Raw genomic sequence first — 21474 nt, forward strand, 5'->3', positions numbered from 1 at the left:
TGAATCGCATATGATATCTTCACGTCATTCACTATTTTAAAATATAAGTTATGGACATAAAAGCTAAAATAAATTCCAAAAATAGACGTTTGAAAGCAAAGAATGTTGGCACGGATATACTTATCTCTATCACAATATTTGCGCCTTTCATGTTAATGGGTGGGTTAATCGCATTTTTATCATTTGACAGCGGCAAGCTAACTAAATGTGCAAAAATAGTACCAAAGTGGGCACAATTTATCAAAATTGAAGGCATAACTCCTGAAGTGAATTTTTTATTTTATTTTGCTCTGGCTTTTGCAATTGTAGTTACAGCATTAGTCATTTGTGTGCTTTATAACAAGCATAAAAACTCTAAAGAGATGGGTGAGAATAATCTCAAGTTAGAAATCTTGAGTAAAGCAGAGCATCCAGAAAAGCACGAAATAAAAAAAGTAGAAGAAGGATATGCGCTACTTGATAAAAGATATTCAGGTGGTTGCATAGTACTAAGTAAGACTGGAAAGAAAGCGGTTGTGCTTGAATATGTTAAAGAAGAACAGCCTGGTTGGCATGAATATAAGGTTACTGAGTACCAAAATAGAGAAAAATCTAACTTGACTGTACAAGATTTCTCAAGTGATTTCTTTATAAAAGGTAACCCGGAAAGAAAAGATATAACAGTCTATGAATGTACACTTTCTCTTTTAAGCAATGTGATAATCGGGAAACACACACCTTCTCCGGCAAAAGCAGGGTAAACAGAAGTTGGGGTGAAAATAGAGCTTGATTTAAGTATTGACGCTATGTGTTTCAAGTATTAAAATAAAAGGATAGTTTTTAGAAGTTTGTATGGCGACAGCAAAGACGGCTAGTAAAAATAACCCTACCCAGCGTAAAAAAGCTGAGCAAAAAATGTATAAAGATAAGCCAGTTAAGCCTGTAAGGTATATAGACCGTGATTCACGTATGAATTATATGTCTGCCCAGTATGATAATGGCAATTTGGTTGAAGATGAAACAACTGGTGATCCTATCAAATGGGAAGCTATATAGTTAGGTAGTTGTGGTTAAAATTACTATCAATTCTCAAGAATATAAAGTAGAACCAGGGCTTACTATTATTCAAGCATGTGAAGTTGTGGGAGTTGAAATCCCGCGTTTTTGTTATCACGAGCGTCTGGCAATTGCTGGTAACTGCAGAATGTGCTTAGTTGAAGTAGAAGGCGGGCCTCCAAAGCCTGTTGCTTCTTGTGCAATGCCAGTTGCAGAAAATATGGTTATTCACACTGATACTCCTAAAGTTAAAAAGGCACGTGAAGGTGTGCTTGAGTTCTTACTAATGAATCATCCGCTTGACTGTCCGATTTGTGACCAGGGTGGCGAGTGTGATTTACAAGATATCACAATGTCCTATGGAAAGGGGGTTAGTAGATTTGCTGATCATAAAAGAGCAGTACCAAAAAAACATTTTGGTCCACTGATTGAAACTGCAATGAATCGGTGTATTCATTGTACTCGATGTGTGAGGTTTTTATCTGACGTTGCAGGTACAAATGAGCTTGGTGGCATTGGACGTGGAGAAAATGTAGAGATTAGTACATATATAAGGAGACATATTGACTCTGAACTATCTGGAAATATTATAGATCTCTGCCCAGTTGGAGCTTTAACCTCAAAACCTTATTCGTTCACAGCGCGTCCATGGGAGTTATTGCATTGTGAGACTATAGATGTGCTTGATGCTGTTGGTAGTGCAATTAGGGTCGATTATCGAGGTCCGGAAGTTATGAGGATACTGCCAAGACTAAATGAGGAAATTAATGAAGAGTGGATATCAGATAAAACGCGTTTTTCTTATGATGGATTAAAATTGCAGCGTCTTGATCGTCCTTATGTAAAAAAAGATGGAAGATTAGTTTCAACTGACTGGAATGAAGCACTAACTGTTGCTGCAAGAAAAATAAAGAACACAAAGCCAAATAAAATAGCTGCAATTGCTGGTGATTTAGTAGATTGCGAATCAATGCTTCTTTTGAAAGGATTGATGCAAAAGCTTGGTTCGGGAAATATAGACTGTAGGCAGGATGGTACAAAATTTATACAAAATAATCGTGGATCATATGTATTTAATACCACTATTGAAGGTATAGAGAATGCAGATTTATGCTTGTTGATTAATACGAATCCAAGAGTAGAAGCACCAATTATTAATGCGCGTATGAGAAAGAGATACTTGCAGGGTAGCTTCTCTGTTGCAAGCATTGGTCCTGATATTGAGTATTTATACCACGTTGAAAAGTTAGGTGATGATCCTGGTGTTTTAAGTGAAATAGCGAACGGAATTCATAAATTTTGTGAGGTCTTGAGTAGCGCTAAGAACCCTATGCTAATCATCGGTCAGGACGCACTAATCAGATATGATGCTGAGTCAGTTATAGCTCTAGCTGGCCAAATTGCGGAAAGGTTTAACATGATTAGAGATGATTGGAATGGCTTTAATGTATTGCATAAAGCTGCAGCACGGGTTGGAGGCCTTGATATTGGGTTCGTTCCTAAGAAAGATGGAAAAAACACTTTTCAAATACTAGAAAAAGCAAAAAGTGGTGAGATAGAAGTTGTTTATCTTCTTGGTGCTGATGAAATCGATACAACAAGGCTAGAGAATACGTTTGTGATTTATCAAGGTCATCATGGTGATAAGGGTGCGCACGTTGCAGATGTTATTTTTCCTGGTAGTACATATACAGAAAAATATGCAACTTATGTAAACACTGAAGGTCGAGTGCAAAGAACAAATTTAGCCACACTTCCTCCAGGTGAAGCAAAAGAAGACTGGCTAATCATTAAGAACTTATCTCAACATTTAGATCTGTTTTTGCCGTATGATAGTTTATCTGATGTGAGAAAAAAATTGGATACTATCGGCCCACAATTTAGAAAAGCTGATCAAGTGGTCAAAAATAAATGGGTGCCAATTAGTGTTGATGGGGTAAGCTTAATCAATACACCTTTTACTTTAAAAGAAGTTAATTTCTATATGACAGACTCAATAAGCCGAGCCTCAAAAATAATGGCAGATTGCACTAAGGCTTTTTGTGCAAGTGGCGCTTGACAGTATATATGATATCGTTTACGATTAAAGTTAATAATAATATTTATATATAATGTTTGCAGTAATTGAGACTGGTGGGAAGCAGTATCTTGTACAAGAAGGTAGTGTGATAAAAGTTGAGAAGTTAGAAGTTGAGCAAGGAACAGAAGTAAAATTTGATAACATAGTTTATGCTTCAAACACTAACGCTGTTGTTAAAGCTGAAGTACTTAAGCAGTGCAGAGGAGAGAAAGTCATAATTTTCAAAAAGAAAAGAAGAAAGAATTACCGCAGAAAGGCTGGTCATAGGCAGTATATTACTGTTCTTCGTATTATTAGTATTAAAAAGTAAGGGATAAGATATGGCAACTAAGAAATCAGGTGGTAGCTCCTGTAACGGAAGAGATTCGATAGGCCGTAGGCTAGGGATAAAAAAGAATGGTAAGGTTATTCCTGGTAATATAATTGTGCGCCAAAGAGGAACGAAGTTTCATCCTGGAAAAAATGTTGGTATTGGTAAAGATCACACGATTTTTGCTAAAATAGAAGGTTGGGTCAACTTTAGAAAGTCAGTAAATAAAAAGACTTTTATTGATGTTATACCTACAGAAACAAGGGTCTGTAGCTCAGGTGGTTAGAGCGCACGCCTGATAAGCGTGAGGTCGGAGGTTCAACTCTTCCCAGACCCACCATTTACCATAATAAGTTATTTTTCATATCAAATCTAATGTAGCTGAAGCTTGCTATATTAGCCTAATTTTCACCCCTGTACGTATGATAAAGAGGGAGTTGAGTTTTTGCTAAAAAACTTTAAAAATCTTGACAAAAGTTAAAATTTTAGTTAAAATTATATAAACAGCTAATTCAAAGGAGAATATGATAGACGAATCAAAATTAGACCTACATGAGTCCGCAAAAGCGGTATATAACAGTTACCTGCTGCTATATAAATTAAATGAGCTTAAGGATGATGGAGGAAAATCATTACGAGATGTAATTTCGGAAGCGGTTGGTGATCGTAAAACTCAAACAGAGTTTAAAATAAATGATAAGCTATATACAGTTAATATTACTGAAGATGGTAAACTCAAAGTTCTGGGTGAATATACTAAACCAGAAGTTCAGGAAGTTAAAGAGGTACAAGAATATACTAATGAAGATGTTATTGCTCTATGGGCAAATAGTGAAGTTTCTTTTGAGAGAGATAACAGTAATAACCTGAGCTTTGCAGCTGGTTTGCATGATGAATTTAGGTCACAAGATTTAAAAATTGGTGGATCTAATAAAAAAGTTCCATTTGCTTTGCGCTTTGCTAATTTTTATAAAATTATAGAAATATTGAATGACCAAGAAATATCTCTTCAGGAAAAGCTGAGATTAGCAAATAATATAGCAACTGGTTCAGGAAAGACTGGTGATATAGCACTTTTAAAATTTTGGTGCTACCTTGCAAATATCCCCTGCATAACTTTAGTTCCAAATGAAATGTTGAGGGTTCAGTCGAATAATTTTGAGAAGGCATTTTTGCCAGATGAGATTGCTCTAGAGTTTGGGCAAACTCTTTCTGAACATAATACTCAGTATGCAACTACAACATTCGAGGAGGCGCTTGATGCAAAGTGGAGTATACTAAATAGTAAATACGGCGAAAATGGGGAATTAGCATTAATTATCATTGATGAAGCTCCAGAACTTAAAAGAAATGCTGTGCAAATGGTACGTGGCATTGAAGTTGCACGTCATAATCCAATCGTTTATTCTAGCGCAACACCAGATTCATTTTTAAGCGAAAAGTTTGGAATAAAAAAGCAGATATTACTTTCTCCAAAAGAAAGAGTAAAGCTTGGAATTGGAAAATCGCTTAAAGTTTTTTATAAAATAATTGAGCAATTAACTCTTCAAGAAAAAGATAGTAGAAGTGCAAAAAGCGAGAATTACATTTCCCCAGCACAAGAATATGTTTTACAAGATGAAATCACTCATTCAATCATTGGTAACTCATTACAACAAAAATTTAAAAATTATCATCAGGGCAATTTTTAGATATTGTCAGTAATTCTATAGACAGCTCAATAAATAAAAAAGGGCTAATTATTGCAAATAAAGAAGCAGCCAATAATAAGCATGAAAATGGACTGATGAATTCACTTATTGGCTCTAAACCAAAAACATATAAAAAGGGGCGATGCAGAGAGTCATATATAGAAGCTATAAAAAAATTAAATATTGGCTTAAGTAAGAAAAACATAAGTGAATATGTAGATCAAAACTTAGAAATTCCAGCAAATTATAGTGAATCTTTAAGGTTTATACCTTTACATGGGTTAGTGAACATTACAAAAGCATTTTTAACTCGAAATGGGGAAAATTTAGCTACCGCTTTAAATGCGATTGGAGATGAGTACGAAGTCACGCAAAGAATAGGTGAATTTCTGTAAGATCAGTATGGAATCAGTAATGGTGAGGAGTATTCATTACGACTAAAAAGTAAGCTAAGCGGTATAATATTTAATTTAATAAGTCATATAAAAAGCAAGTATAATGATCCAGAATACATGCACAGCATTGAAAGGAATTATACTGCAGATAAAAAGTATCCATTCAGCCGGGCGGTAAAATAAAGAGTAGACAAGGAATGCTAAAAAGGTAAACTAGAGTGGCTGTGAGGTAATATGGTTGATCTTTTAGAATTTTGCGAAAGTTTAAGCAGACTATAGAAAAGTTAGAAACAAAAATAGAAGAGCTTAAAGCAGAAAGGATCGAAAACGCTGAGTTAAAAGAAAGGCTTGGCTTAAGTTCAAAAAATTCATCTATACCAAGCTCCAAAGAATTATATAAGATGAGGGAAAATAAGCCAAAAAGTGACAGGAAAGTAGGAGCACAGGTTGGACATAAAGGCAGTTACCGCCCTAAAATGGAGGCAGATGAGATGGTAAAAATAGAACTGCCCAATACGTGTGAGTGCGGAGGAGAAATTGCGGTATCAAAAGATCCGTATACTCATCAAAAGGTCGATTTGCCGGAAATCAAGCCGTATGTAGTTGAATATCAACTAGAGCATGGACGTTGCAAAAGATGTGGAAAAAGAAAAAGTAGCAAGCTACAAGAAGGAGTAACTGCGGACACATTTGGTCCAAGAGTTAAGTCAGTAATTACAGCATTAAGTGGATTTTACAAGAATTCGAAAAAAGAAGTGGCAAATATTATAAAGGACATTTTCAACCTGGATATCAGCGTCGGTAGTGTATCAAATAGCGAGGCTAGAGTGGCAGAAAAATGCCAAGAAGCATATGAGCAAATTGAGGAAGAGGTAAGCAAGAGCAAAATTTTACATATCGATGAAACTAGCCATTACAACAAAGGTAAACAGGGCTGGTGCTGGATGTTTGCGAGCAAAATAGGAAGTGTGATCAAATTGACAGAGTCAAGAGGGATGAAAGTCCTGGAAAATAGTAAATTTGGAAAGAATAACAACCTAGTAGTGACCGACAGATATGCAGCTTACAACTACTTTTCCAGCAAGAAAAGGCAGGTCTGTTGGGCACATTTAGCAAGAGATTTTGAAAGGTTGTCTCATAGTTGGAATAGCGAAGTGAAAGTTTTGGGGTATTATTTAAGGAATGTTGCTACTGAATTATTTGCATTGAAAAAAGCTCTGTTAAAGGATGAAATAGACACATTAAGGTTCATAAGAAGAGCAAGAAAATTACGCAAGTGAACGAGATATTACTTAAAGAATATATCAAATTTACCCGAGGCAATTGGAGCGTCTCGAGTAGCAAAAAATATCATGAAATCGGATCTGATGATGTGGAAATTTTTGGACGATCCAGAAAATATTCCACTGACAAACAACTATGCTGAGCAACAGATTCGGCATTACGTTGTTTACCGAAAAGTTTCATATTTTACACAATCGAAACGGGGAAATATGTTTCTTGAGAGGATAATTTCATTGTACTTGACTTGGAGGCAAAAGAAGTTAAATCCTTTTCAAAACCTACTGGCTATTGCTTCTTAAGCCATACACCTGAATGGATACGATCTGAATAATGAATTACCACTCAATACTGCTGCAGATAAGGAAAATTATGGTACCGTCAAGCCACTTTCTGCAAATAACGCAAACCCTAACTTGCCAGATAAACATGGTAGTTTACCACTTCATAAAGCTGTAGGCAAGGGAAATTATAATATCGTCAAGCTACTTTTAGAAAATAATGCAAACCCTAATTTGCAAGATGGACATGGTAGATTACCACTCAATATTGCTGTAGAAGAGGGAAATGATGATATCGATGATATCATCGAGTTACTTTTAAAGTATGGAGCAAATTTTAACTTGCAAGATAAAGATGGTAACTCACCACTCCATATTGCTGTAGAAAATGGGAACTATTATATAGTCAAGCTACTTTTAGAAAATAATGCAAACCCTAACCTGCAAGATAAAGATGGTAACTCACCACTCCATATTGCTATAGAAAAGGGAGATTATAAAATTGTCGAGCTACTTTTAAAATATAGAGCAAATCCTAATTCACCATGTGGAGATGGCAATAGTCTATTATACTGGGCTACTATTAAGAGCAGACCAAATATAATGATTACAAAGCTGTTGCTAGAATACTATGCAAACCCTAATGCACCAATATCCAAATCGGATAGCACAAGAATAGTAGAGTCTCGAAAAATCAGGAAAAACCCTGAGTTTAAAAAGTTACTGATGCAGTATGGAGGTATTGACAGGCGTGATATATACATCTTTGTAGCGTATTGTGCTGTCGCAGTACTTTCTATTCCTTTAGCTGTTCCTTCAGCTATTACTGTTCATCCTTTGCTTCTTATTCTAACAGTAGTTTGTGCAATTTCTGCACTAGCATTAGCAATTGATTTGGTAAAAGCTAAATTTTACCCTACCAAACCTTCCCCTGAATTTGCTGAAGAAGTGAGTGTTGAAGTAGCGAGAGATAGTTCAAAGAAAGTCGGAGAAGACAATCCTGTGATAGCATAAATGATAGCCCATATTATCACCTGACCGATAACAAGTAAAAATCCACGCAAGCCTGACTACTCAGCTTCTCTCATGCAGAAAAACCTAGTATTTAAGTGAGGTATATCCTATAATAACGCCGTTGTATGCTCAAACATGTCCTTTACTTTTGAATTTACTATGGCTACTCGTTATTTGCGGGCAAAAAATGCGAGATTTTGCTCTGTAATGACACTATTTTCTATAATTGGTATTACACTTGGAGTTGCAACGCTAATAGTGGTTATGTCCGTTATGAATGGATTTAGAGCAAAGTTACTTGACTCAATACTGGGTATTGATGGTCATATTAATGTGTATTTTATCAATCAAGATTATCAAGCTATATCAAGATCCATCGAAGAAATTCCCGGTGTACTAAAAGCCACTCCGATGACAAATGATCAAGTCATTATTACGGCAAATGGCAAAATTGCAGGCAGCATAGCCAGGGGTGTATTAGCTGAAGATATGATGAGTAATGCCACTGTTGCAAATAATATCATCGTAGGTAACATGAAAAACTTTGATGATGGGATAATAATAGGGGCACGTTTAGCAGAGAATTTGGAAATTGACTATGGTGATGAAGTCACATTTATATCATCTGATGGATTTGATGCACTACTTGGTGAAATGCCACGCATGAAAAAATATAAAGTAGTCGCCATATTTGATATGGGTATGTTTGAACACGATAGCGCACTGATATATATGCCATTACAATCTGCGCAGGATTTCTTTAATTACAAAGATAGTGTAAAAAACATAGAAGTATTTGTGAGTGACATTAATAAAGCTAATGAATTAGCAAATATCATAAAAAAAGAGACAGGAATGGAAGCTGTAAGCTGGCAAGTGCAACAAAGTCACTATTTTAATGCTTTAAAAACCGAAAGAAATGTGATGTTTTTAATTCTAACTTTGATTATAGTTGTTGCAGCGTTTAATATTATCTCAAATCTAATGATGATAGTGCAAGAAAAGAAATCTGCAATTGCGATTATGCGAACATTTGGTGCAACAAGTAGTAGCATTATGCGCATGTTTTGCGCTTGTGGCTTGCTTATTGGCTTTGTCGGGACACTTCTTGGCTCTATTATTGGTGTTGTTTTTTCTCTCAATATTGAAAATATTAGAATATTCTTAGAAAATGTCACTAATGTTAAACTTTTTGATCCTATGATATATTTCTTCTCAAGTTTACCGGTAATATTAGTTCCTCAAGATGTAATTAGCATTTCTGCACTTGCATTGTTTCTATCGTTTTTAGCAACTATTGCTCCTGCTTTGCAAGCTGCTAAGCAAGACCCTGCGGAGATACTACGTTATGAGTGAAACTCAGAAAAAAAGCCTAGCTTGGCTTCTCATTGTGCTATTGCTTGCCAGTTATATTACAGTAAGCAATATAATCTTTTTTAGAATGAATCAGCAAGAAAATGAAAACAACGTGCAAGCTTTGTCAGAGAGTATGAATGAATTCAAAATGTTATTCGACATGAATCAATCCAGGATAGAAAAGAAAATACATGAATTAAAGAGAAGCATGCATAATCAATGTGAACAAACCGGTGACGGCAGCTCAAGAAATCTTGCAAAATTAATGCTGCACGTAGTTAAAATGAAAAATTCGTTATTAAAAGATGAGAAATTTAATAATCATATAAACACAATAAAGCCTTTAGTATCAGAGCTTGACGATTCAGAAATAGAGAACGCAGTAAATGAGTTGGAAAATTTAAAAGAAATCAGTACTTTACACGAATTAAAGTTTTCTTTTGAAAAAACTATTGATACTCTTAGATATTGCAATAGTACACTATTTCAAAAAGCCATTTCAAATTGGGTAAAAATAGAGAATAAAAATGACCCATTAAGAGTAAAGTTTTCAGAGATTGAGGAATCAATAAATGATAATGATTGGCAAAATATAGCATCAACAGTTAGTGACTTAACGTATCCAGAATTTAAGCCATGGCTTAATAAATTAAATGATTTTACTAAAGCTTCTCAGAATATTTCAACAATATACCATCATTTATTACAGTATATCTCATGATTTATTTTATAATTTTTGCTCTTTCATTTTTGTTTGGAATGTGGATTAAGGTGAGTGGTGAGGTAATAAGACTAGAGTTTGCTAGTTATGCTATAAGTATTGATATATATTTTATTGTTCTAACTTGCATAGCTTTTTTATTTCTATTGTTCATAATAACACGCTTTTTTTCCTCCATTTCATCAGCATTTGCTAACATAAGAAGCAGAAGAAGAGATAGAGAGGAGCTGCTTCTTTTTGAAGCTTTTTTTAGCATAGATTTAAATGATGAGGACAATGCTTATAAACTAATTAAAGGCCTAAATGAGGAGAGTGATAGGTCATCTTTAGTAAAACTCTTTAACTCTGGTAAAACAGGAAATTATAATTTTTTTAGCAACGGTTTAATGAATATTGCAAGTAAAAACCGTAGCTTAGCTTTGCTTCTTGCTAACAAAATGATTGTACATTTAAAGCAAGAAAAAATGGTCTTTCAAAAATTTATAGAATACTGCTCTAATACAATTAATGATAGAATATTGTCTATTCCCTTTCAGGTTGAGCATTGCGTGCTTAGAGAAGATTGGATAAACGCAGCTGCAAAATTAAGGGAAGCTGTGAAGTTTAATATTTTTCTTCCCTTTGATAGTAAAGAAATGTTTGCAGTTTTTTACTGCGCTCTAGCCAAGCAACATGAAAATAAAGGAAATTTTAATGAGGCTATAAAGTCTTTGTTTAAAGCGCAAAGTTATCATGCGACTTTTCAGCCAATCAATTATTTAAAAGCAGAGCTATACATTAAGCTTGGAAAAATTCGCAAAGCTTCTACAGTTTTAGAGGAAGAGTATGAAAGAAATCCAACTCCACAAATAGCTAAACTTTACATTAGCTTAAATAATGATAAAGCAGAGAAATTATATGACTTACGACCTGATTATTATTTTAGTCACTGTTTACTTGCTTCATCTGCAATTGACTCTGGCAGACATGATCTTGCAAATCAATATCTAAATACTGCCATAAAAAAGGCTAATTACATGTCAATTTATCTGATTATGGTACAGTTAAAAATTGCATCGCAAGAACTTGATGAAGCAACTCATTGGATAAGCAAAATGAGATCTGATGCTTTACATGACTCACACTGGATGTGTAAGAGCTGCAACAAGCAGCTAGAGCAATGGAATTACAAATGTTCCCATTGTGGTAGTTTTAACTGTATAGTTCTCAGTATACCGCGTATTACTGGTTAGTATTGAAGATTAATGGATCAAGATACCCCAATTCGTATCCATTCAGGTGTATGGCTTAAGAAGCAATAGCCAGTAGGTTTTGAAAAGGATTTAACTTCTTTTGCCTCCAAGTCAAGTACAATGAAATTATCCTCTCAAGAAACATATTTCCCCATTTCGATTGTGTAAAATATGAAACTTTTCGGTAAACAACGTAATGCCGAATCTGTCGCTCAGCATAGTTGTTTGTCAGTGGAATATTTTCTGGATCGTCCAAAAATTTCCACATCATCAGATCCGATTTCATGATATTTTTTGCTACTCGAGACGCTCCAATTGCCTCGGGTAAATTTGATATATTCTTTAAGTAATATCTCGTTCGCTTGCGTAATTTTCTTGCTCTTCTTATGAACCTTAATGTGTCTATTTCATCCTTTAACAGAGCTTTTTTCAATGCAAATAATTCAGTAGCAACATTCCTTAAATAATACCCCAAAACTTTCACTTCGCTATTCCAACTATGAGACAACCTTTCAAAATCTCTTGCTAAATGTGCCCAACAGACCTGCCTTTTCTTGCTGGAAAAGTAGTTGTAAGCTGCATATCTGTCGGTCACTACTAGGTTGTTATTCTTTCCAAATTTACTATTTTCCAGGACTTTCATCCCTCTTGACTCTGTCAATTTGATCACACTTCCTATTTTGCTCGCAAACATCCAGCACCAGCCCTGTTTACCTTTGTTGTAATGGCTAGTTTCATCGATATGTAAAATTTTGCTCTTGCTTACCTCTTCCTCAATTTGCTCATATGCTTCTTGGCATTTTTCTGCCACTCTAGCCTCGCTATTTGATACACTACCGACGCTGATATCCAGGTTGAAAATGTCCTTTATAATATTTGCCACTTCTTTTTTCGAATTCTTGTAAAATCCACTTAATGCTGCAATTACTGACTTAACTCTTGGACCAAATGTGTCCGCAGTTACTCCTTCTTGTAGCTTGCTACTTTTTCTTTTTCCACATCTTTTGCAACGTCCATGCTCTAGTTGATATTCAACTACATACGGCTTGATTTCCGGCAAATCGACCTTTTGATGAGTATACGGATCTTTTGATACCGCAATTTCTCCTCCGCACTCACACGTATTGGGCAGTTCTATTTTTACCATCTCATCTGCCTCCATTTTAGGGCGGTAACTGCCTTTATGTCCAACCTGTGCTCCTACTTTCCTGTCACTTTTTGGCTTATTTTCCCTCATCTTATATAATTCTTTGGAGCTTGGTATAGATGAATTTTTTGAATTTAAGCCAAGCCTTTCTTTTAACTCAGCGTTTTCGATCCTTAGCGCTTTATTTTCTGCTTTAAGCTCTTCTATTTTTGTTTCTAACTTTTCTATAGTCTGCTTAAACTTTCGCAAAATTCTAAAAGATCAACCATATTACCTCACAGCCACTCTAGTCTACCTTTTTAGCATTCCTTGTCTACTCTTTATTTTACCGCCCGGCTGAATGGATACCTACCTCCCGTTAAAAATATCATTACTAGTATATAAATTTTATCTAATTTTCTTACTTTTATTAGCCTTTTAATCAAAATTATGACAAATTATATGAAAAACCAGTTATTTCCATTTTGGAAATAACTGCCCTTTAAGTGGAAATAATTGGTCTTTAAAAGTATGTTGCCACATAATGATAGCGCTAAAGTTGTAATTTTGAAGTTTATGGAAGCTTTAATGCTCGTGCAGTTATGTTTTAGCTACTTGAATGACACTATTTGTTGGTAACTGGCCTAAAATGTGATGTTTGTACAGTTGTGGCTTCAAACGGTTTTTTGATTGACTTTTAATGCAACTAGGTTTATAAACTCTAATATTATGGGCTATCAGGTATATGCCAGACCTCAAGACAATGACATTAAATTTTGGACCTCAGCATCCGGCTGCACATGGGGTGTTGCGCCTTATTTTGGAAATGGATGGCGAAATTGTGGAAAGAGCTGATCCTCATATTGGACTCTTGCACCGCGGTACTGAGAAACTAATAGAATACAAGACCTATCTTCAGGCTCTACCTTATTTTGATCGACTTGATTACGTATCGCCAATGTCGCAAGAGCATGCATATTCACTATGCGTTGAAAAATTGCTTCAGTGTGAAGTGCCAATTAGAGCGAAATATTTACGTGTACTATTTTGTGAGCTTACTAGAATACTGAATCATTTACTCAATATTTCCTCTCAAGCGCTTGATGTTGGAGCAATGACCCCTCTTTTGTGGCTCTTTGAGGAGCGGGAAAAAATACTGGAATTTTATGAAAGAGCTTCAGGTGCAAGGTTTCATGCGGCTTACATAAGGCCTGGTGGAATTGCAGCCGATGTGCCAGAAGGTTTGATTGAGGATATTGCGAAATTTATAAAGCAATTTCCTAAATATATAGATGATGTTGATGAGCTTTTAACAGAAAATAGAATATGGAAACAACGCACTGTAGGGATTAGTCAAATATCAATAGCACAGGCGCTTGATTGGGGCTGTACTGGACCAATGCTGCGTGCTGCTGGTCTTGCTTGGGATTTGCGAAAAAGCCAACCATATGAAATATACGATCAGCTAGATTTTAAGATACCGGTTGGCCAAAATGGTGACTGTTATGATCGCTACCTAGTTAGAATGGCAGAGATTAGACAGTCTATTAGTTTGGTTAAGCAGTGTATAAAAAACCTTCCTGAAGGGCCAATTAAAACTGAGGACAGAAAAATCTCTCCACCACCAAGAGCAGAGATGAAGCAATCCATGGAAGCTTTAATTCATCATTTTAAGCTTTATTCAGAAGGATATAGCGTACCAAAAGGTGAGGCTTATGCTGCTGTTGAGGCACCAAAGGGCGAATTTGGAGTGTATATAGTCTCAGATGGTACCAATAGACCTTATAGATGCCGAATAAGAGCACCAGGGTTTGCGCACTTACAAGCCTTAGATTTCATGTCAAAAGGGCACATGCTTGCTGATGTTTCAGCAATTATTGGCTCACTTGATATAGTTTTTGGTGAAATTGATAGATAAGCAGCAAACCTTCTTACTTTTTGGTTTGCGTCATAGGTAAAAATTTTTACTTTATTCTTAATCAAAATAATAATACTATTTAATTAGTTATTTATTATTTTAGAGTCATGAACCAAGAAGCAAATCGCCTATCCAAATTAATAGAACTTTCTAATTATTTTAAAAATTACTTAAAAATGAGCTCAGGAATAAATGTGCAAGGAAAGTCACAGGCAGAAATGCTTTCCAATATGCTAGATTTATGTATAGAGCTTGGTGATAAAGTATATTCAGAATCAACTCTTACTTTTATTAACCTTCATATAAATGACAAGCAATTCATTATTGATAATTTTAGTAAAATCATCAAGTGTGGATACATTGAAAAAGAGCCACAAGCGGTATTGTTTGGGCTCATAGCAAACTTAGCAAAAAAACAAACTAATAGTGAGGAATTAACGCAAGAGCAGGAGAAAGAAAGGTATAGATACATAAAAAACAAGTATAAGAACTTTTCTTATACGTTAGATAACACAAAGAAAGCATGTAGTGATAAGGGCTTTATTGAACAATTTAACGGCTGCATTAATTACGTTTATGAAGCGATAAAAGATATAGAGAAACAAAATGAAATAGAAGAACTAGAAAGGAAGAAAACAGAAGAGGCAAAAGAATTGGAAAGGCAAAAGATAGAAAGGGAGTTATTAGAAGAGGAAAGTACTAAAAGTACTGAGAAAGTTCATTCTACGTTGCAGCCACAAAAGAAGAAAAAGTCTAAAAATAAGACAAGCAAGCCACAAAATGAGAAGAAAGTTGACTTTTCTCAAGCAGTTGGATGCAATAAAGATGAACAAACGACAAAGTGTGAAAAAGAGGAAGATAAGCAAACAACAGAATATAAAGAATTTCAGGAGTTGAAAAAACGTGGATTCCCAGGTAAAAAATCAGAGGAATTTGAGAAAAAAATAAACAAAGAACTTAAAAGCCAGGAAGAGAGCAGTACACCTGATAAAATGCGACAATCAGGATTATACGTTATTTTAATTGATTTGTATTTTTCGTGTACCATACATAATATAAAAAGTCATGATAAGGCATATAGTAAGACAATAGACGGTAATAAAGTTAGTTATATTACTCGTAATCTTAGTGATATAACCTCACGTATAAAAACTATCCAGGGCTATTTTGATAACATGCGTTCAGCGCGAGATGAATTAGTATCATTAAATTGTAAGGAAGATGAGCCTGAAACATGGCTTAAGAATATGGTAGATAATAATAAACAATTATTAGGGAAATTCTTAAAAAGTTTAAAAAAATTAGAAGAGTTGCTTACTAAAAGTGAAACAAAAGCAAAAGAAGCTCTTAATGAAATTAATTCGTGTGTAGATACATTAAATGAGCTTTTGAATCACGATAAACCATGGTGTATTTTATTTCACCCAAAAACAGAGCAAATTAAGATTCTACCTCTGGACCGCACATGTAGCTGTTGATAGAGCTATTCAACAGTTATTGTTTCTATATAGGTACACTGTCCATGAATAATCTTGTATGGAACGCAGTTTACTTCTATACTTCTTAAAGAATTCAGAATTAAGATAAATATGAGAACTCATACGTGCAATGAACTTAAAAAAAGCGATGTCAAAAAAGAAGTAGTTCTCTCTGGGTGGCTATACCGTAAGCGTGATCATGGCAATCTCATTTTTGTAGATTTGCGTGATTTTTACGGAATTACTCAGCTGGTATTTAATAATGATAAAAGCTTCTTTGATCAGGTTGCAAATTTAAAGTTAGAAAGTGTGATCACTATTAAAGGGGTGGTAGAAGCAAGAACTGCGGAAACAGTGAATAATTCTATTGCAACTGGGGAAATTGAAGTGGTGGTAAGTAGTCTTCATGTTGAATCAGAGGTTGAGTTTCATCACAGTGAAGAAATAGCAAAGGAGGAAAGAAGCATATTGGCAAGCATTGCCGGTGAGCAAGAATATCCGGAAAATATGAGGTTTAAATACCGCTTTCTTGACTTAAGGCGGGAAAAAGCGCGCAGTAATGTTATCTTGCGCTCGCAGATTGTTGCAGAGTTACGAAGATTAATGATAGAACAAGGGTTTTTGGAAATTCAAACTCCAATACTCACTGCTTCGTCGCCAGAGGGTGCACGTGATTATTTAGTACCAAGCAGGTTAAATCCAGGAAAATTCTATGCTTTGCCGCAAGCTCCACAGATTTTCAAGCAATTACTCATGGTTTCAGGATTTGATAAATACTTTCAAATTGCTCCATGTTTCCGTGATGAAGATGCAAGGGCTGATCGCTCTCCTGGGGAGTTTTATCAGCTGGATATGGAAATGTCCTTTGTCACTCAAGAAGACATTTTTCAGATTATTGAATCTACCTTATATAGTGTATTTGCTAAATTTTCTCAAAAATTGGTTGATAAAAATTTTCCGCACATTACTTACAAAGAGTCGATGCTCAAATATGGTTCTGATAAGCCAGATCTGCGCAATCCATTGTTAATCAGCGATGTTACAGAAATTTTCCGTAATTCAGAGTTTAACATCTTCAAAAGCAATATTGAACGTGGCATGGTAGTAAGAGCCATTCCTGCACCTCAAACAGCAGAAGAGCCACGCAGCTTTTTCGATAAAAAAATAGAACATGCACAAAAAGAGTTCGGTGCTAAAGGACTTGGCTATATAACATTTGATAAAGATGGGACTGCGAAAGGGCCAATTGCCAAGTTTCTTGATGATAATAGGCTCAATCAAATACGCGAGATAACTAGTGTGAAACCAGGAGACAGTGTATTTTTTGCTTCTGATAAAGAAAATGAGGCAGCAACAATTGCAGGGAAAGTGCGTACTCTTTTAGGATTAGAATTAGGACTGATAGACGACAATACTTTCAAATTCTGTTGGGTTATAGATTTTCCATATTTCGTATATGACGATAAAAGTAAAAAAATTGATTTCTTCCATAATCCATTTTCTATGCCACACGGCGGTATGAAAGATTTGGAAGAAAAAGACCCGCTGGACATTCTTGCTTATCAATATGATCTTGTCTGCAATGGAGTTGAGCTTTCAAGTGGAGCGATTCGTAATAATAAATTGGATATAATGTACAAAGCCTTTGCTATTGCAGGTTACAGTAAGGAAGAAGTCGATGCAAAATTTGGTGCGCTGGTACGTGCATTTAGATTCGGTGTGCCACCGCACGGTGGAATAGCACCTGGAATAGACAGAATGGTTATGCTGATTGCCGACGAACCAAACATTCGTGAAGTAATTTGTTTCCCGATGAACCAACAAGGTGAAGATGTTCTAATGGGTGCTCCGTCCAAAGTGGATGATAAACACCTACGAGAATTGTTTTTGCAGACTTTAGCAGAGACGGGCAAAGCTGATCTTATCAAGAAAAAGTGTGAAAGCAATTTGAAGTAAAATAAAAAGTTATTTAGAAAGTGCTATAGCATAATACTGGGTATCAGGATACCAAAAACTACAAAGCAACCATTAAGTATCCATTCAGCCGGGCGGTAAAATAAAGAGTAGACAAGGAATGCTAAAAAGGTAAACTAGAGTGGCTATGAGGTAATATGGTTGATCTTTTAGAATTTTGCGAAAGTTTAAGCAGACTATAGAAAAGTTAGAAACAAAAATAGAAGAGCTTAAAGCAGAAAATAAAGCGCTAAGGATCGAAAACGCTGAGTTAAAAGAAAGGCTTGGCTTAAGTTCAAAAAATTCATCTATACCAAGCTCCAAAGAATTATATAAGATGAGGGAAAATAAGCCAAAAAGTGACAGGAAAGTAGGAGCACAGGTTGGACATAAAGGCAGTTACCGCCCTAAAATGGAGGCAGATGAGATGGTAAAAATAGAACTGCCCAATACGTGTGAGTGCGGAGGAGAAATTGCGGTATCAAAAGATCCGTATACTCATCAAAAGGTCGATTTGCCGGAAATCAAGCCGTATGTAGTTGAATATCAACTAGAGCATGGACGTTGCAAAAGATGTGGAAAAAGAAAAAGTAGCAAGCTACAAGAAGGAGTAACTGCGGACACATTTGGTCCAAGAGTTAAGTCAGTAATTGCAGCATTAAGTGGATTTTACAAGAATTCGAAAAAAGAAGTGGCAAATATTATAAAGGACATTTTCAACCTGGATATCAGCGTCGGTAGTGTATCAAATAGCGAGGCTAGAGTGGCAGAAAAATGCCAAGAAGCATATGAGCAAATTGAGGAAGAGGTAAGCAAGAGCAAAATTTTACATATCGATGAAACTAGCCATTACAACAAAGGTAAACAGGGCTGGTGCTGGATGTTTGCGAGCAAAATAGGAAGTGTGATCAAATTGACAGAGTCAAGAGGGATGAAAGTCCTGGAAAATAGTAAATTTGGAAAGAATAACAACCTAGTAGTGACCGACAGATATGCAGCTTACAACTACTTTTCCAGCAAGAAAAGGCAGGTCTGTTGGGCACATTTAGCAAGAGATTTTGAAAGGTTGTCTCATAGTTGGAATAGCGAAGTGAAAGTTTTGGGGTATTATTTAAGGAATGTTGCTACTGAATTATTTGCATTGAAAAAAGCTCTGTTAAAGGATGAAATAGACACATTAAGGTTCATAAGAAGAGCAAGAAAATTACGCAAGCGAACGAGATATTACTTAAAGAATATATCAAATTTACCCGAGGCAATTGGAGCGTCTCGAGTAGCAAAAAATATCATGAAATCGGATCTGATGATGTGGAAATTTTTGGACGATCCAGAAAATATTCCACTGACAAACAACTATGCTGAGCGACAGATTCGGCATTACGTTGTTTACCGAAAAGTTTCATATTTTACACAATCGAAACGGGGAAATATGTTTCTTGAGAGGATAATTTCATTGTACTTGACTTGGAGGCAAAAGAAGTTAAATCCTTTTCAAAACCTACTGGCTATTGCTTCTTAAGCCATACCCCTGAATGGATACAACAGGGGACATTACTTTCCTTTTGGTACCAGGAGATGGTTCGGTACTAGAAGGTGAGGTGATGTCAACAGATAATGATAATAGAGAAGTGCTAGGGGTAAGAGAGGTTTCTGAAAAGACCCCTGAATCACTTGAATTTGAACGGTCATGAAGCATATCTAAGTAACTTAGGCTTTTTTGAGCGATACCAACCTCCACAGTACATATAGCACTCTCTTTACAGAACACTACTGCAAAAGTGTGCAGCTGACTGTTTTCTCCAAATATGTACTTTAAATTTCCTTTATCTATATAACTTTTTAACTGACTCCGAGCATCCTCTTTACAGTCCTCAATTTTTTCCGCTTTTTCGCAAAATTTGCACTCAAATACCATTACTTGGTTAAGTTTCATCAGTAGATCAATTTCTCCTGCTTGTCCACTGGTTACCACTATATCTGCCACAATCTGTTCATCATCATTTATTTCTGCATTCATAAATAATCCTTTCAGAAAGAGCTGTAAGTTAGCTTCTGAGTGGATAAAATTACGGTAACTTGCTACTACATTTTCTAAATAGCCTGTTTTGCCACTTGACACCTCATTAATAAGATCTTCCATATGGACTTCATATATTTGATTAAGTGGTGGTTTTTTAGGAGAAGCGCCAGATTCTTGAGATGATGATGAATAGTAAATATAGTCATCATCTTTATTACTTTTTACTTCCCTATCACTTCTAGCTCTTGTGGATGGAATGGTGTACTCTTCTTCTTTTTTAACAGTGACTTTTCCATCTAAAAAGATAATTTTATATAAAAACTCTTTTTTATTCCTGGTTATGTAAACCTTAATGTTGTAATTACTACAATCATCATCCTCACATTCTGGACTTGAAACATACTCATCTGTAGCTGGAAGTTTAGGAGATTCATTACCACCCTTGTCTGTAAGTTCAATAATGCGTAGTTTCAACTTGTTGTCACCATCAACGATAACAAAATCTGTATTTCTCACTTTGTTTTTTTCTTCTAACTGTGTCGCGATATGCTCGAGTTTATACTCATCATTCTGCCCACAACACTGCAATACCTGCCCTAAAACTAATGCCGTAAAAGATCCAGCATATTTACTTTTAGGATCACCTTCATTGTGATTGGATGGATTATCAGAATTACAGATTCCGATATTTTTTGTGTGGCACAGAAATTTTAATTCCTCTTGCACTTCTCCTTCTGATTTGTAGTCTATTAACGCGTTAATTAGGCCACGATGTCTGAATATCTCCTGTTCCTCTACTATTAAATCTTTACCTTTCTCTTGGTTAAAATTTATGCCTACTAAATAAGTAGATTCAAACTTACCGAGAATATCTAAATAATAGTAACCCTTACTTTTTATTTGCTCTATAGCATCTTTTGCCGTCTTATTGCCTGCTTTACACTCTACGATTATTAAAACATCGTTGACTTTTAGAATTAGATCAGCAATTCCAAGCCCTGCATTAAACTCTATTAAGCATTGAATATTTGTATTCGTCTTAAAAAAACCATAAGCGAGAACTTGATGTAATGCTTCTTTTACTTCCTGTAATTGGAGTACTTTTTTATATTCATTATTATTGAAAATTCCTGCTAAATTTCGAAACACTCCTGCGATCAACTTTTGTACGTCTTCTTTGTTTTTGTTACTTAGATTAAAGTTGGCTAATTGCAGCCTTTGATTAGGCTCCAGTTCTAAAACTATCTCACTGGATGATTCATCATATTCCCTCTCTTCATATCCTATAATTAGTGAAGCTATCTTTTCTTGTCGCAAAACTTGAAATTTAAGTTCACTAGCCTCTGCAAGGAATTTTTCATTATTTTCAATTCTAACTGATCGAAATATTGACTCGCACTCATTTTTATTTCCAATCCTTATGTTCAGGTGTATGGCTTCCTGACCATTGCTTTTGTTAATAAATATTTTTACCACACTTAAGCTTTTAGCCAAACCAGTGCACGGAAATGTCAAAACTGCACCAAAGAAAAAATAAGCCCAAAATTTGCAACTCTATTTGGTACCTCAGATACAATCTGTTT

The 21474-nt window shown here is 35.4% G+C and carries 15 protein-coding genes, 1 tRNA gene and 3 pseudogenes; 17 read left to right on the forward strand and 2 right to left on the reverse strand.

What is annotated here, in order from left to right; translation table 11 throughout:
* Nucleotides 1-50: 50 nt before the first annotated feature.
* The 13 genes and pseudogenes from HF197_RS00170 to HF197_RS00230 all read left to right on the forward strand — a co-directional run bounded on the left by HF197_RS00170 (nucleotide 51) and on the right by HF197_RS00230 (nucleotide 11396).
* Complete coding sequence (locus HF197_RS00170) at nucleotides 51-740, forward strand: hypothetical protein (RefSeq protein ID WP_168463800.1); 690 nt, start codon at nucleotides 51-53, stop codon at nucleotides 738-740.
* 91 nt (nucleotides 741-831) lie between these two features.
* Nucleotides 832-1035 (forward strand): hypothetical protein, encoded by a 204-nt coding sequence (locus HF197_RS00175; protein WP_168463801.1) that lies wholly within the window; start codon nucleotides 832-834, stop codon nucleotides 1033-1035.
* A 10-nt stretch (nucleotides 1036-1045) separates the two neighbouring features.
* Nucleotides 1046-3094, forward strand: a complete 2049-nt coding sequence (nuoG, locus tag HF197_RS00180; RefSeq protein WP_168463802.1) for an NADH-quinone oxidoreductase subunit NuoG — start codon at nucleotides 1046-1048, stop codon at nucleotides 3092-3094.
* Nucleotides 3095-3146: 52 nt separating this feature from the next.
* On the forward strand, nucleotides 3147-3425 hold the full coding sequence (gene rplU, locus HF197_RS00185) for a 50S ribosomal protein L21 (RefSeq protein ID WP_168463803.1): 279 nt from the start codon (nucleotides 3147-3149) through the stop codon (nucleotides 3423-3425).
* A 10-nt stretch (nucleotides 3426-3435) separates the two neighbouring features.
* The gene (gene rpmA, locus HF197_RS00190; RefSeq protein ID WP_168463804.1) at nucleotides 3436-3711 is read left to right on the forward strand and encodes a 50S ribosomal protein L27; all 276 of its coding nucleotides are present in this window, start codon (nucleotides 3436-3438) and stop codon (nucleotides 3709-3711) included.
* Nucleotides 3689-3765 (forward strand) — tRNA-Ile (locus HF197_RS00195). The genes rpmA and HF197_RS00195 overlap by 23 nt, the downstream gene beginning before the upstream one ends.
* A gap of 184 nt (nucleotides 3766-3949) precedes the next feature.
* Nucleotides 3950-5116 carry a DEAD/DEAH box helicase family protein gene (locus HF197_RS00200; protein WP_168463805.1) on the forward strand — a complete coding sequence of 389 codons (1167 nt, stop codon included), beginning with the start codon at nucleotides 3950-3952 and terminating at the stop codon, nucleotides 5114-5116.
* A 95-nt stretch (nucleotides 5117-5211) separates the two neighbouring features.
* Entirely contained in the window at nucleotides 5212-5511 is a 300-nt protein-coding gene (locus HF197_RS00205) for a hypothetical protein (RefSeq protein ID WP_168463806.1), read from the forward strand.
* A gap of 234 nt (nucleotides 5512-5745) precedes the next feature.
* Nucleotides 5746-7094 (forward strand): annotated as a pseudogene (gene tnpC / locus HF197_RS00210) (IS66 family transposase).
* A 24-nt stretch (nucleotides 7095-7118) separates the two neighbouring features.
* Nucleotides 7119-8087 (forward strand): ankyrin repeat domain-containing protein, encoded by a 969-nt coding sequence (locus HF197_RS00215; RefSeq protein ID WP_246168645.1) that lies wholly within the window; start codon nucleotides 7119-7121, stop codon nucleotides 8085-8087.
* Between the two features lie 135 nt (nucleotides 8088-8222).
* Nucleotides 8223-9443 (forward strand): lipoprotein-releasing ABC transporter permease subunit, encoded by a 1221-nt coding sequence (locus HF197_RS00220; RefSeq protein WP_168463807.1) that lies wholly within the window; start codon nucleotides 8223-8225, stop codon nucleotides 9441-9443.
* Nucleotides 9436-10164 carry a hypothetical protein gene (locus HF197_RS00225; RefSeq protein WP_168463808.1) on the forward strand — a complete coding sequence of 243 codons (729 nt, stop codon included), beginning with the start codon at nucleotides 9436-9438 and terminating at the stop codon, nucleotides 10162-10164. Before HF197_RS00220 ends, HF197_RS00225 begins: the two co-directional genes overlap by 8 nt.
* Nucleotides 10161-11396: a heme biosynthesis protein HemY gene (locus HF197_RS00230; protein ID WP_168463809.1), complete on the forward strand. Its 1236-nt coding sequence runs from the start codon at nucleotides 10161-10163 to the stop codon at nucleotides 11394-11396. Before HF197_RS00225 ends, HF197_RS00230 begins: the two co-directional genes overlap by 4 nt.
* Before the next feature lie 55 nt (nucleotides 11397-11451).
* Here HF197_RS00230 and tnpC (HF197_RS00235) read toward each other — a convergent pair.
* Nucleotides 11452-12812 (reverse strand): annotated as a pseudogene (tnpC, locus tag HF197_RS00235) (IS66 family transposase).
* Nucleotides 12813-13267: 455 nt separating this feature from the next.
* Here tnpC (HF197_RS00235) and HF197_RS00240 point away from each other — a divergent pair.
* The 4 genes and pseudogenes from HF197_RS00240 (at nucleotide 13268) to tnpC (HF197_RS00255) (ending at nucleotide 19390) form a co-directional block, all read left to right on the forward strand.
* A complete protein-coding gene (locus tag HF197_RS00240) occupies nucleotides 13268-14440 on the forward strand; it encodes an NADH-quinone oxidoreductase subunit D (RefSeq protein WP_168463810.1) in 1173 nt (390 codons plus the stop codon).
* A 107-nt stretch (nucleotides 14441-14547) separates the two neighbouring features.
* Nucleotides 14548-15918: a hypothetical protein gene (locus tag HF197_RS00245; RefSeq protein WP_168463811.1), complete on the forward strand. Its 1371-nt coding sequence runs from the start codon at nucleotides 14548-14550 to the stop codon at nucleotides 15916-15918.
* A gap of 111 nt (nucleotides 15919-16029) precedes the next feature.
* The gene (aspS, locus tag HF197_RS00250) at nucleotides 16030-17874 is read left to right on the forward strand and encodes an aspartate--tRNA ligase (protein WP_369800037.1); all 1845 of its coding nucleotides are present in this window, start codon (nucleotides 16030-16032) and stop codon (nucleotides 17872-17874) included.
* A gap of 155 nt (nucleotides 17875-18029) precedes the next feature.
* Nucleotides 18030-19390, forward strand: a pseudogene (tnpC, locus tag HF197_RS00255) (IS66 family transposase).
* Here tnpC (HF197_RS00255) and HF197_RS00260 read toward each other — a convergent pair.
* A complete protein-coding gene (locus tag HF197_RS00260) occupies nucleotides 19370-21367 on the reverse strand; it encodes a PD-(D/E)XK nuclease domain-containing protein (protein ID WP_168463812.1) in 1998 nt (665 codons plus the stop codon). The pseudogene tnpC (HF197_RS00255) and the gene HF197_RS00260 overlap by 21 nt on opposite strands.
* Nucleotides 21368-21474 lie beyond the last annotated feature (107 nt).

The sequence above is a fragment of the Wolbachia endosymbiont of Ctenocephalides felis wCfeT genome, assembly GCF_012277295.1.
Classification (GTDB): Bacteria; Pseudomonadota; Alphaproteobacteria; order Rickettsiales; family Anaplasmataceae; genus Wolbachia.